12 protein-coding genes are annotated in these 12,140 nt (G+C 59.9%); 10 read left to right on the top strand and 2 right to left on the bottom strand.

Annotated elements, in window-relative coordinates; genetic code table 11:
* The first annotated feature begins 10 nt into the window (after positions 1 to 10).
* The 8 genes from RUM8411_RS12300 to pheT all read left to right on the top strand — a co-directional run bounded on the left by RUM8411_RS12300 (position 11) and on the right by pheT (position 9,140).
* Entirely contained in the window at positions 11 to 736 is a 726-nt protein-coding gene (locus RUM8411_RS12300; RefSeq protein ID WP_085823002.1) for a 16S rRNA (uracil(1498)-N(3))-methyltransferase, read from the top strand.
* Positions 733 to 1,581, top strand: a complete 849-nt coding sequence (locus RUM8411_RS12295) for a GNAT family N-acetyltransferase (RefSeq protein WP_085823001.1) — start codon at positions 733 to 735, stop codon at positions 1,579 to 1,581. The genes RUM8411_RS12300 and RUM8411_RS12295 overlap by 4 nt, the downstream gene beginning before the upstream one ends.
* Positions 1,578 to 2,105 (top strand): hypothetical protein, encoded by a 528-nt coding sequence (locus tag RUM8411_RS12290; RefSeq protein WP_085823000.1) that lies wholly within the window; start codon positions 1,578 to 1,580, stop codon positions 2,103 to 2,105. Before RUM8411_RS12295 ends, RUM8411_RS12290 begins: the two co-directional genes overlap by 4 nt.
* Before the next feature lie 64 nt (positions 2,106 to 2,169).
* Positions 2,170 to 3,540 carry a glutamate--cysteine ligase gene (locus RUM8411_RS12285; protein WP_085822999.1) on the top strand — a complete coding sequence of 457 codons (1,371 nt, stop codon included), beginning with the start codon at positions 2,170 to 2,172 and terminating at the stop codon, positions 3,538 to 3,540.
* A gap of 215 nt (positions 3,541 to 3,755) precedes the next feature.
* The gene (pheS, locus tag RUM8411_RS12280) at positions 3,756 to 4,829 is read left to right on the top strand and encodes a phenylalanine--tRNA ligase subunit alpha (protein ID WP_085822998.1); all 1,074 of its coding nucleotides are present in this window, start codon (positions 3,756 to 3,758) and stop codon (positions 4,827 to 4,829) included.
* Positions 4,830 to 5,393: 564 nt separating this feature from the next.
* Positions 5,394 to 6,185: a CE1 family esterase gene (locus RUM8411_RS12270; RefSeq protein WP_085822996.1), complete on the top strand. Its 792-nt coding sequence runs from the start codon at positions 5,394 to 5,396 to the stop codon at positions 6,183 to 6,185.
* Positions 6,186 to 6,257: 72 nt separating this feature from the next.
* A complete protein-coding gene (locus RUM8411_RS12265) occupies positions 6,258 to 6,665 on the top strand; it encodes a cupin domain-containing protein (RefSeq protein WP_085822995.1) in 408 nt (135 codons plus the stop codon).
* A 78-nt stretch (positions 6,666 to 6,743) separates the two neighbouring features.
* Positions 6,744 to 9,140 carry a phenylalanine--tRNA ligase subunit beta gene (gene pheT, locus RUM8411_RS12260; protein ID WP_085822994.1) on the top strand — a complete coding sequence of 799 codons (2,397 nt, stop codon included), beginning with the start codon at positions 6,744 to 6,746 and terminating at the stop codon, positions 9,138 to 9,140.
* A 45-nt stretch (positions 9,141 to 9,185) separates the two neighbouring features.
* Here pheT and RUM8411_RS12255 read toward each other — a convergent pair whose 3' ends face one another.
* Positions 9,186 to 10,070 carry a LysR family transcriptional regulator gene (locus RUM8411_RS12255; RefSeq protein ID WP_085822993.1) on the bottom strand — a complete coding sequence of 295 codons (885 nt, stop codon included), beginning with the start codon at positions 10,068 to 10,070 and terminating at the stop codon, positions 9,186 to 9,188.
* A gap of 83 nt (positions 10,071 to 10,153) precedes the next feature.
* Here RUM8411_RS12255 and RUM8411_RS12250 point away from each other — a divergent pair, with 83 nt between their 5' ends.
* Entirely contained in the window at positions 10,154 to 10,786 is a 633-nt protein-coding gene (locus RUM8411_RS12250) for a class I SAM-dependent methyltransferase (RefSeq protein WP_085822992.1), read from the top strand.
* An 88-nt stretch (positions 10,787 to 10,874) separates the two neighbouring features.
* Positions 10,875 to 11,324, top strand: coding sequence for a YtoQ family protein (locus RUM8411_RS12245; protein WP_085822991.1), 450 nt, complete (start codon positions 10,875 to 10,877; stop codon positions 11,322 to 11,324).
* 46 nt (positions 11,325 to 11,370) lie between these two features.
* Here the strand turns inward: RUM8411_RS12245 and RUM8411_RS12240 are convergent, their stop codons facing one another.
* Positions 11,371 to 12,069 (bottom strand): glutathione S-transferase N-terminal domain-containing protein, encoded by a 699-nt coding sequence (locus RUM8411_RS12240; protein ID WP_085822990.1) that lies wholly within the window; start codon positions 12,067 to 12,069, stop codon positions 11,371 to 11,373.
* Between the last annotated feature and the right edge of the window lie 71 nt (positions 12,070 to 12,140).

The raw sequence follows: 12,140 nt of genomic DNA, 5'->3' as shown, positions 1-12,140 counted from the left end.
GTAGGGTCTCATGAGTGCAAAGATTAGACTGTATGTAGATCACCTTTTGGGTCCGGGGCAATCGGTTGAATTGACGCGCGAGCAGGCCCACTACCTGTTCGGCGTCATGCGGCTGGCCGTGGGCGGCCATGTGGCTCTGTTTAATGGCAAGGACGGAGAGTGGCTGGCCAAGGTCGCAGAGGCCGGGAAAAAAGGCGGTAAACTGACATGTCAGACGCAGAGCAAACCGCTGCACATGCCACCCGATCTGTGGTTCCTGTTTGCGCCGATCAAAAAGACCCGCACCGATTTCATTGTGGAAAAGGCGGCGGAAATGGGCGCGGCACGGATCATGCCGGTGCAGACCCAGTTCACCAATTCCGAACGCATCCGTCAGGACCGCCTGCAGGCTCACGCGGTCGAAGCCGCTGAGCAATGTGGCGGCACTTTTGTGCCTGAGGTTGCAGATCTGCAGCGCCTTGATCGTGTGCTGGACGACTGGCCGGAAACCCGTCAGATGATGTTCTGCGATGAGGCCGAAGTCGGCTCGGCCCTGCGTTTGGCGGCGCAGGAAAAGGGCCAGCCATGGGCCATCCTGATTGGCCCTGAGGGTGGATTCTCTGACCGTGAACGCGCCCGTTTGTCCGGACTGCCCTATGCGCATGTGGTCAGCCTCGGCCCGCGTATCCTGAGGGCGGATACGGCTGCGGTGGCGGCGCTGACGATGTGGCAACAGGCACTGGGGGATTGGTTGTGAGCTGGCGACCGACCCGGCAGGAAGACATCAAGGCGATCGAACGGTTTTTGTATCGCCATGTGCAAACCTCGATGTTTCCACTGGCCAACCTGCGGGACTTTGGCCTGCGCGGCTCTGACCCGCGGGCGCTGGATATCTGGATGTTGGGCGAAGGACCTAGCGCCGTCTTTGCCATCACCAACGAGGGCATGGTCCTGTCGCAATGCCCGGATTGCACCGATCAAGAGCTGCGCGATGCGATTGCCCTGATCTGTGGCCACAAGCTATTTGGATTGGCCGCCGAGGCCTCGCAAGCCCGCCGGATCATGCAGCTTTCGGGGTGGGAGAACCGCCTGGCCACGTTAAACAGCGACGAGCCTGGATTCACGTTGGATTTGAACCAAATTGTGGTGCCTGAAGTCGCCGGAGCGGAGCTTGTGCCTTTGGGAGATATCGATCCAAAGATCACCGAAGAATGGCGGCAAAAGTATCTGATCGAGGCAATGGATTTCGATCCCGCCCGTGCGCAAAATCAAGCGATGCAAGATATCACAACTTACGTGCAGCGCGGCTCTCACCAAGCCATGCTGATCGACGGACAGCCTGTGGGTATGACCGGGTTCAACGCCCGCCTGCCGGACGTCGTGCAAATTGGTGGCGTTTATACCCCGCCCGAATTTCGAGGCCGGGGCTACGCCCGTCTGGCCGTGGCATTGCACTTGTTGGAGGCGCAAAAAGCCGGAGTATCCCGCGCGGTTCTGTTTGCGGCTTCCGATGCGGCTGCGCGTGCCTATATTGCAATTGGATTCAAACCGGCGGGGCAGTTCTCGCTGATCCTGTTCAAAAACCCAAAGGACCCGGCATGAGTTTCATTCGACCCGAAGCCAAACTGGCCCTATGGCGCTGGCGCGAAGTATTGGTGGCGGGGTTTGTTCTGATCCTTGGCCTCAGTTGGATCGGCGGTCCGGGCGGGTTGCTGGGATGGCTGGGCTGGGTGTTGGTGGTCATGTCTGTTGCGCTGGCCGTGATTGGCATCCAACGCGCCCGGTTCCGCACAGGGGCGGGTGGTCCCGGCGTTGTGACGATCGACGAAGGTCAGATCACCTATCTGGGACCGCTGGACGGTGGTATGATCGCCAGCCGCGAAATCGAACGGCTGGCTCTGGATCCAACCTCGAACCCGGCGCATTGGGTGCTGGATCAGCCGGGGCAGCCCACGCTTCACATTCCTGTGAATGCCGAAGGGGCCGAGGCCTTGTTCGACGTATTCGCGGCCCTGCCGGGGCTGAAAACCGAACAAATGCTGGCGGAATTGAACGGTCGCGCGGTCCATCCGGTCGTGATCTGGGAGCGCACGTCAATGCGCCCAGCCCATTTGCGCCTGCATTGACACTGGCCGCATTTGCGCCCACGACTGACGAAAAGACAGACACACCAGGATCGGAGTACGGTTCATGTCCATCCCCCAATCCGGCGGCGGGCCGATCGAACGCCACGCGCAACTGGCCGAATATCTTGAATCGGGTTGCAAGCCCAAACAGGATTGGCGCATCGGGACCGAGCATGAAAAGTTCGGCTATTGCAAAGACACCTTGAAACCGCTGCCGTTCGAGGGCACCCGCTCGATCGTGGCCGTGTTGGAAGGGCTGCGTGACCGCCATGGCTGGGGCGAAGTCCGCGAAGCCGGCAAGCTGATCGGTCTGGAAAAAGACGGCGCCAATGTCAGTCTGGAACCAGGCGGCGCGTTGGAGCTGTCCGGTGCTCCGCTGGAAACCATCCACGAGACCTGTGACGAGGTGAACACCCATCTGCGCGAAGTGAAGGATATCGCCGATGAGATCGGCGTGGGCTTCATCGGTCTGGGTGCCGCCCCGATCTGGACCCATGACCAGATGCCGCTGATGCCCAAAGGGCGCTATCGGCTGATGAACGACTATATGGAAAAAGTCGGAACCATGGGCCGCGCCATGATGCGGCGCACTTGCACCGTTCAGGTCAATATCGACTTTGGGTCCGAGGCCGACATGGTGCAGAAACTGCGCGTGGCGCTGGCCTTGCAGCCGGTGGCGACGGCGCTGTTTGCCAATTCGCCGTTCTTTGAAGGCAAGCCCAACGGCCAAAAAAGCTGGCGCAGCCATATCTGGCGGCATCTGGATAACGCGCGCACAGGCATGTTGCCGTTTGTGTTCGAAGAGGGCTTTGGCTTTGAACGCTACGTGCAATACGCGCTGGATGTGCCGATGTATTTTGTCTATCGCGACGGCCAGTATATCAACGCGCTGGGCATGTCCTTCCGCGATTTCCTGCAAGGCAAACTGCCCGCGCTGCCGGGCGAAACGCCGACGCTGTCCGACTGGGCCGATCACCTTACCACAGCCTTCCCCGAGGCGCGGATCAAAAAATACATGGAGATGCGCGGTGCCGATGGTGGCCCCTGGCGGCGTCTGTGCGCGCTGCCCGCGTTCTGGGTCGGCCTGACATATGATCAGGGGGCGCTCGACGCGGCCTGGGATCTGGTCAAAGGCTGGGATGCAGAAACCCGCGAGGACCTGCGCGTTGATGCGGCCAAGGACGGATTGCAGGCGCAGGTCGGCAACATCAACATGCACGACCTGGCGCGCGAAGTGGTGTCCATCGCCGAGGCAGGCCTGAAATCCCGCGCCTATCCGGGCGCAGGTGGTCTGGTTCCGGATGAGACGCATTTCCTGAACGCGCTGAAGGACAGTATCGAAACCGGCAAAGTTCCGGCAGATGAGCTGTTGGATCACTACAATGGCGACTGGAATGGCGATCTGCCCCGGATTTTCCCCGAATACAGTTACTGAACGGACCAATTTCCGTTTAACTTCCTGTTTGGTCGGTTCCCGGACCGGCACCGCTGCCCCGAAGGATATGGCGCCGCTGCGCGGCCGGTTCGTCAAGGCAAAACCGTGGCAATGTTGCGCTCTGCCTGATTGCGCCGCAGCGCCCCTCTTGCTTTCGCGGACTGCTGTGATAGCAGGACTTCAACAGCAGTCAGGGGCCAAGTTCAGGAAGCGTTATGGACGATCTTAAGGCAAAATATCTGGGTCAGATCGCCGAAGCAGGCGACGAAAACGCGCTTGAGGCGATCCGCGTCGCCGCCGTTGGCAAAAAGGGCGAGGTCGCGCTGAAGATGCGCGAGCTGGGCAAGATGACGCCCGAGGAACGCCAGGTCGCAGGCCCCGCGCTGAACGCGCTGAAGGACGAAATCAACTCGGCCCTGGTCGCAAAGAAAGCAGGCCTTGCCGATGCCGCGCTGGACGAACGTCTGCGCACCGAATGGCTGGACGTCACCTTGCCGACCCGCGCGCGGGGGCAGGGGTCGATCCATCCGGTCAGCCAGGCGACCGAAGAACTGACTGCCATCTTTGCCGAGCTGGGCTTTTCCGTTGCCGAAGGGCCGCGGATCGAAAACGACTGGCACAATTTCGACGCGCTGAACATCCCGGGACACCACCCTGCGCGGGCCGAGATGGATACGTTCTATATGCATCGCGCCGAGGGTGACGACCGCCCGCCGCATGTGCTACGCACCCATACTTCACCGGTGCAGATCCGCTCGATGGAAAAACAGGGCGCGCCGATCCGCATCATCTGTCCGGGCGGTGTTTACCGGGCCGATTATGACCAGACCCACACGCCGATGTTCCATCAGGTCGAGGGGCTGGCGCTGGACAAAGACATCTCGATGGCGAACCTGAAATGGGTTCTGGAAGAGTTCGTGAAGGCGTTCTTTGAGGTCGACGATGTCGAACTGCGCTTCCGCGCTTCGCACTTCCCTTTCACCGAACCGTCGGCCGAGGTCGATATCCGCTGTTCCTGGGATAATGGCCAGCTGAAGATCGGCGAGGGCGACGGCTGGATGGAGATTCTGGGTTCGGGCATGGTCCACCCCAAGGTGATCGCCGCTGGTGGCATCGACCCAGAGGTCTATCAGGGCTTTGCCTTTGGCATCGGCATCGACCGTCTGGCGATGCTAAAATATGGCATCCCGGATCTGCGGGCGTTCTTTGATAGCGACCTGCGCTGGTTGCGCCACTACGGGTTTGCCGCGCTGGATATGCCGAACCTGCATGGTGGTTTGAGCAGGTAAGTGCACCTACTGGGAGTTTACCTTTCGAACTACTATGACTGGTGCTTCGCGTTTTGTGCACGCAACCGTCGGTGGGTAGGCTATGCCGTTGTCTTTGGATCGTTTTTGGGCTTTCTCGGTCTGACGAATTTCCTTCCCGGATGGATTAATGCTCTGGTCCTGCTTGCCATGATGCCATTCCAAGGGCTTTTCTTGCTGGCGCATCACCGTGTCTGGGAGAAACGGGACCAGATTAATACGGACCAGCTAAACCGAGTTTACAAAACCAAAAAGCTCATAGATCGCTTCAAAAAGTAAATGCGGAGCAAAGGCCGATAGGCCGTTGCGGCATCGGTCGTTCGTTGAGGCGCCATTGGTTCAAGTCCAATGGACGACACCGCCCGCACGGGCTGGCGATTTGTCTCCGCCAGCGCAACGCTCGAACAGCGCGTGGATTTGGCCAGCATAAACTGCTCATCACAACCCAAGGATCGCCACCCCGCGGTCTGGCGATGGCGCGGCTTGTTACACACTCCCACGGGGTTGTGACGTGACTTCGTGGGCGGGGCGGGTAGGCTCCGACTTATGATCCGGATTCTGACCTGCCTGTTTTTTCTCCTCCCGTTCCAAGCTGTTGCGAATGGCTGCCATGGCGATGTGGCCTGCCCGCTGGGCGACCGCTCGTATCATGTGCTGGAGCCGGACGGCTGGGACGGCGAAACGCCTCTGCCGGTGTTGTTGCATTTCCACGGTTGGGCGCGACAAGGGGATGTGGTGGTGAACCATGAACGCATCGCCGGGGCCACGAAACTGCGCGGTGTGCTGCTGGTAGCCCCCAACGGTTTGGGCAAAAGCTGGAATTTCTGGTCTGCGGACACGCGGGACGTAGGCTTTGCCGACCGCGTGCTCGAAGACGTTGCCAAACGCTATCCGATTGATCCGGACCAGATCTATGTCTCGGGCTATTCCTATGGCGGCGCGATGGCGTGGCGCTTTGTCTGCCAGTCGGGCGATGATGTCACCGCCCTGTTGGCCGTCGCAGGATCAATCCGCCAGACCGAGGATTGCCCGCAGGCCCCGGCACAAGTGCGCCATGTGCATGGGACCGATGATACGGTGATGGGTTTCCCTTTTGGTCCCGGCGGTGACACGACCTATCCAGTGGCGCTGTGGCGGCAGAAATTCCACTGCGATACTGCGATCCCGCGCGGCGATTGGAGCGTGAAGCCGTTCCTGACGCTCAGCCGGGTGGAATGGACCGATTGTGCGCAGGGGCAGGTCACGCTGGACATCCATCCCGGCGGGCATTTCATCCCGCATGGCTGGATCGGCTGGCAGTTGGATGAACTGGCGGGGCGTACACCGGTTTACCCCTGACGATCTGCGGTTTGACAAACTTTGGGCATCAAGGTCAGGTAGCCGAAATCGCATCTGCCGGAGATTGAAGTCATGAAATCCCTTTTGCTATCTGCGCTGATCCTTGCGGCCGCACCAGCCCTGGCCCGGGACACGTACCCGCCCGTGGACGTTCTGTTGCAGACAGAGACATCTGTCATTGGTGAACCGCTGGAGTATCCGCAAGGCACGCCCCAGATCACCATGGCGATCGTCACCATGCAGCCGGGTCAGGAAACCGGGGAACACCGCCATGACGCGCCTTTGGCCGCCTATGTTCTAGAGGGTGAGATCACGGTCGACTACGGCGAGGCCGGGCGCAAAACCTATAAATCAGGCGATGCGTTTGTTGAGGCATACCGCTCGCCTCATACCGGGATCAACACAGGGGTAGGTATTGCCCGAATTCTGGCGGTGTTTGCGGGTTCGGACAGTGTCTCGAACACAGTGGCCGGGGACTAGGCGCATGGGGCCTCTTCCACCTTTTGTGAATATCCGCTACACGCGGTCTGACCCAAGATTACGCGCGGAATACGATCGATGAAATTCACCCTCTCCTGGCTCAAAGACCACCTGGACACCGATGCTTCGGTTGATGAGATCGCCGAGGCCCTGACCGACCTCGGGCTTGAGGTCGAAGAGATCGTCAACCCGGCGGACCGCCTGAGTGGCTTTACGCTGGGACATGTGAAACATGCCGAGAAACACCCCGACGCCGACAAGCTGCGCGTGTGCACAGTGGAAACCGACGAGGGCGATCTGCAGATCATCTGCGGCGCCCCCAATGCGCGCGAAGGCATCACCGTCGTGGTCTGCAAGCCTGGCATGTATATCCCCGGTCTGGACCTGACGATCAGCGTCGGCAAGATCCGCGGCGTCGAAAGCTTTGGCATGATGGCCTCCGAGCGCGAGCTTGAGCTGTCAGACGAGCATGACGGTATCATTGAGCTTCCCTCGGGCGCAGTGGGTGACCGGTTCGTGGACTGGCTGGCTGAAAACGAGCCTTCGAAGGTCGACCCGATGATCGAAATCGCAATCACCCCAAACCGCCCCGATGCGCTGGGTGTGGCAGGGATTGCGCGTGATCTGGCGGCGCGTGGCGTCGGGACGCTGAAAGAGCGTGATTACGTGCCTGTGCCGGGCGATTTCGACAGCCCGATCAAAGTGACCATTGATGACGACACCCTGGATGGTTGCCCGCATTTCACCGGGCGTCTGATCAGGGGCGTCAAGAACGGCCCGAGCCCGCAATGGCTGCAGGATCAGTTGAAATCCATCGGGTTGCGTCCGATCTCGGCATTGGTGGACATCACCAATTTCATGACCTTCGATCAGAACCGCCCGCTGCACGTGTTTGATGCAGACACGGTGCAGGGCAACCTGCGCGTCCATCGCGCCAAGGGCGGTGAGACGCTGGTGGCGCTGGATGAGAAAGAATACACGCTGCAGCCCAACATGATGGCGATTTCCGACGATAAGGGTGCGGAATCGATTGCAGGCATTATGGGCGGTGCGGAAACCGGTTGTACAGAAGAGACCGTGAATGTGTTCCTCGAAAGCGCGTTCTGGGATCATGTTCAGATTGCTCTGACCGGTCGCGCGCTGAAGATCAATTCCGACGCGCGCTATCGCTTTGAACGCGGTGTGGACCCGAATTACACCCTGGAAGGGTTGGAACACGCGACGCAGATGATCCTGGATATCTGCGGTGGTGAAGTGTCCAAAGTGGTTGAGGCCGGCAAAGCACCGAACCACGCCCGTGCGTACAAGCTGGATTCGGCCCGGGTGCAGTCTCTGGTCGGGATGGACATTGCCGAGAGCGAACAGCGTCAGACCCTGACCCGTTTGGGATTCCGTCTGGAAGGTGAGATGGCCCATGTACCCAGCTGGCGCCCTGATGTCATGGGCGAGGCCGATCTGGTGGAAGAGGTCGCACGGATTGCGTCCTTGACCAAGCTGCAGGGCAAGCCGCTGCCACGTGTCACCGAGGGCATTCCCAAGCCGGTGATGACGCCGACGCAGCGCCGCCAGTCGATGGCGCGACGCACTTGCGCAGCGCTTGGGTATAACGAATGCGTATCCTACACGTTCATCGATCAGGCTTCAGCCGCGCTGTTTGGTGGTGGCGACGAGGCTACGCAGCTGGAAAACCCGATCTCTTCCGAGATGAGCCATATGCGCCCCGATCTGCTGCCTGGTCTGTTGCAGGCCGCCGCCCGCAATCAGGCGCGTGGGTATGCGGATGTCGCCCTGTTCGAGGTCGGCCCGGTCTTTCATGACGGAGAGCCCGGAGATCAGGAAATCCAGATCAGCGGCTTGCTGGTTGGGCGCAATGGTCCCAAGGATGTGCACGGTGCCTCGCGCCCCGTCGATCTGTACGACGCCAAGGCGGACGCCGAGGCCGTGCTAGCAGCCATAGGTGCCCCCGCCAAGGTTCAGATCCTGCGCGATGGCGACGCCTGGTGGCATCCGGGGCGTCACGGCAAAATCTGTCTGGGTCCGAAAAAGGTGCTGGGCGTCTTTGGTGAGCTGCACCCACGTGTGTTGCAGGCGATGGACATCAAAGGTCCAGCAATGGCCTTTACGATCTGGCCGGATCAGGTGCCGATGCCGCGAAAATCCGGAGCGACCCGCGCGGCGCTGGAACTGCGCGATCTGCAAGCGGTCGAGAGGGACTTTGCCTTTGTTGTCGACGAAAGTATCGAAGCGCTGACGCTGGTGAACGCCGCTGCTGGGGCTGACAAAGTGCTGATTGAAGATGTGCGCGTCTTTGACGAATTCATCGGTGGCAGCGTGGGTGAGGGCAAGAAATCTCTGGCCATCACAGTGCGCCTGCAGCCCACAGATGCGACGCTGAAGGAGAAGGACATCGAGGCCGTGGCCGAGAAGATCATCGCCAAGGTCAGCAAAGCTACGGGTGGAGTTTTGCGCGGGTAACACCGCTGCAACAAGACCGGAACGACGCGCCTTCGGGCGCGTTTTTCATTTCGACAGGAACTCGGCCAGCAGATCGAACACCAGACGGATGCGACGGCTTGTGTGCAGCTCGCGATGGGTGGTCAGCCAGATCGGAAACATGATCGGTTCCATGCCTGGCAGGGCACGTTCTACACCCGGCGTTGCATCACCTACCACCTGAGACATAGGCGCGATTCCGAACCCCTGTTTGGCATATTCCCACGCCACGATGCCATTTTGCGAGCCCAGACGAAAATTCTCGTCGCTCAGATGAATGCCCAACGGCTTCAGATAGGCGATCATCTGATCTGTGTCGCCAAAGCTGATAAATTCATGCTGCGACAGGGCCCGCTTGGACTTAGGGCGACCCGCGCGGTTCAGATAGTCGGTGGTTGCATAGAAATGCCCCGACGCCTCCTGGACCAGTTTGGCAATCAGGTCGGGTTGATCGGGGCGCACATGGCGGATCGCGATATCCGCCTCGCGTCGCATCAGATCACGGATGTCGTTCGAGGCGATCACATCTATCTGCAGTCGGGGGGCCTGAGCACGCACCATATGCAACACATCTGGCAGGATATAGGCGGACATCACATCGCTGGCAGTGATGCGGACCCGCCCTTCGACCGACGTTGCCTGCCCCGAGGCGGCCAGCGCGATGCGGTTGGCGGCGTCTCCCATTGTGCGGGTGTGATCCAGCAGTTCCATCCCCGCCTGCGTGATCTCGAGCGTGCGACCAACGCGTTCGAACAGCATCACGCCCAGATCAGCCTCAAGTGCTGCGATCTGACGGCTGAGCGTTGGTTGCGTTTGCCCCAGCTGGCGGGCAGCTGCTGACAGCGACCCGGTTTCCGCTGTCGCCAGGAAAGAACGGATATGGTTCCAGTCGAAATCGCCCAAATCAGTCATGCAAATACGTATAAGGCATCTACGAATTTCGGCAATTTATATTCGATCTGCGCATGAGTAACTTGCGCCGAAAGGAGACCCCAATGACCACCGCTGTGAAATTCTGGGACGGCGTGGCCGCGAAATACGCGCGTTCCCCTATCAAGGATATGGCCGCGTATGAACATACGCTTGCGCGGACGGCCACCTATCTGAAGAAAACCGACGATGTGCTGGAACTGGGCTGCGGTACCGGCATGACCGCTCTGCGCCTTTCTGGTTACGTCGATACGATCACCGCAAGCGATTTGTCCCCTGGCATGTTGGCGGTGGGGCGCAAAAACGCGGCCGAGCAGAACATCGAAAACGTCGCCTTTGTCGAAGCCGACGCGACCCGCCCTCCTGCATGGTCCTATGATGTGGCGCTGGCGTTCAATCTGCTGCACCTGGTTGAGGACCTCGACAGCGCGTTGGCCCAGGTCCATTCGGTTCTAAAACCGCGCGGATTGTTCATCTCAAAGACATTCTGCCCGCCTCAGCACGGTGGAGGCATGCAGTATCTGGCTATCCGGCTGGCGCTGCCGGTCATGCAATTTTTCGGCAAAGCGCCATTTGTGCGCTTTCTATCCGAAGCGGACTTGGATGCCACCATCGAACAGGCCGGTTTTGAGATCGTCGAACGCGACAGTTTTCCGGCCCGCAACGGGCGGCGGTTTCTGGTTGCCCGAAAGATTTGACAGGCACGGCGGTGTTTTCTGCACATTCCGCATTGGGCTGTGGCCAATTGCGCCTTAAATAGGTCGTAACACAGCAGCGGAGTTTACCATGGGCCTGAATGTCTATCTGTCCGGAGAAATCCACACCGATTGGCGCGAACAGATTATCGACGGTGCGCAGGGGTTGGACATCACGTTCAACAGCCCTGTCACCAACCACGAGGCCAGCGACGATTGCGGCGTGGCCGTACTGGGCGCGGAGCCGAACAAATACTGGCACGACCACAAGGGTGCGATGGTCAATGCCATCCGCACCCGCAAGGGCATCGCGGATGCGGATGTGGTCGTCGTGCGGTTTGGTGAGAAATACAAACAGTGGAACGCAGCCTTTGACGCAGGCTATGCGGCGGCGCTGGGCAAATCCCTGATCGTTTTGCACGGCCCCGATCATCAACATGCGCTGAAAGAGGTCGACGCCGCCGCGCTGGCCGTGGCCGAGCAGCCTGCGCAGGTTGTGGACGTGCTGCGCTATGTGCTGACCGGTAAACTGCCGGACTAGGCCAAGGAATTGGTGGATGCCGGGTTGGGCATCCACCTGACACGGCTCAGTCTCGTGCGGGGGTCACAAGGCCTTTTTGAACGGCGGGTCGATCCAGAAAGCGATCCAGATAGGCCATCACGTTGGTGTGGTCTTCCCAGCCAACAGTTTCTTTCACGCCGTAATAGTCCAGCCCGCGCAGCCAGGGTGCGATTGCCATATCCGCGATTGAATACTCCCCGGCAATCCAGTCCTGACCGTCCAGTTGCTGGTTCAGGACGTTCAGCAGGCGTTTAGCCTCGGCGATGTATCGGTCACGTGGGCGGGGGTCTTCGATCTCGCTGCCTGCGAATTTGAAGAAATAGCCCAACTGCCCGAACATCGGCCCAACACCACCCATCTGGAACATCAGCCATTGGGTGACGCGGTACTTGTCGGCCTTGGTCTTGCCCAGAAACTGCCCGGTCTTCTCGGCTAGATACAAAAGGATCGCGCCGCTTTCGAACAGGGCCAGAGGCTCTGCGTCAGGGCCGTTCGGATCGATAATGGCGGGGATCTTGTTGTTGGGGTTTAGCGACAGGAAGGCAGGGCTTTTGACATCCGCATCGGCCAGCGTGATTTTATGCGCCTCATAGGGCAGGCCGGTCTCTTCCAGCATGATCGAGGCTTTGACACCGTTCGGGGTCGGAAAGGAATAAAGCTGGATCCTGTCCGGGTGGGTGGCGGGCCAGCGGGCGGTGATGGGATGGGTGGCGGTATCCAGCATAAGAGGCTCCTTTGAAGGCTAAGTCTGAAAGGTAGGCGCGGCATGGCGATCCCACCACCCCAATAGATGTG

The sequence above is a fragment of the Ruegeria meonggei genome (genome assembly GCF_900172215.1).
Lineage (GTDB): Bacteria > Pseudomonadota > Alphaproteobacteria > Rhodobacterales > Rhodobacteraceae > Ruegeria > Ruegeria meonggei.
The sequence above is the reverse complement of the archived record's forward strand: the minus strand, read 5'-3'. Positions and strand labels throughout refer to the sequence as shown.

Bases quoted from the DNA above. Each gene is read 5' to 3' on its own strand.
- RUM8411_RS12240 (WP_085822990.1), bottom strand. From the start codon at position 12,069: ATGCTGGATACCGCCACCCATCCCATCACCGCCCGCTGGCCCGCCACC.
- RUM8411_RS12265 (WP_085822995.1), top strand. From the start codon at position 6,258: ATGAAATCCCTTTTGCTATCTGCGCTGATCCTTGCGGCCGCACCAGCC.
- RUM8411_RS12290 (WP_085823000.1), top strand. From the start codon at position 1,578: ATGAGTTTCATTCGACCCGAAGCCAAACTGGCCCTATGGCGCTGGCGC.
- RUM8411_RS12245 (WP_085822991.1), top strand. From the start codon at position 10,875: ATGGGCCTGAATGTCTATCTGTCCGGAGAAATCCACACCGATTGGCGC.
- pheS (WP_085822998.1), top strand. From the start codon at position 3,756: ATGGACGATCTTAAGGCAAAATATCTGGGTCAGATCGCCGAAGCAGGC.
- RUM8411_RS12285 (WP_085822999.1), top strand. From the start codon at position 2,170: ATGTCCATCCCCCAATCCGGCGGCGGGCCGATCGAACGCCACGCGCAA.
- RUM8411_RS12250 (WP_085822992.1), top strand. From the start codon at position 10,154: ATGACCACCGCTGTGAAATTCTGGGACGGCGTGGCCGCGAAATACGCG.
- RUM8411_RS12255 (WP_085822993.1), bottom strand. From the start codon at position 10,070: ATGACTGATTTGGGCGATTTCGACTGGAACCATATCCGTTCTTTCCTG.
- RUM8411_RS12300 (WP_085823002.1), top strand. From the start codon at position 11: ATGAGTGCAAAGATTAGACTGTATGTAGATCACCTTTTGGGTCCGGGG.
- RUM8411_RS12270 (WP_085822996.1), top strand. From the start codon at position 5,394: ATGATCCGGATTCTGACCTGCCTGTTTTTTCTCCTCCCGTTCCAAGCT.
- pheT (WP_085822994.1), top strand. From the start codon at position 6,744: ATGAAATTCACCCTCTCCTGGCTCAAAGACCACCTGGACACCGATGCT.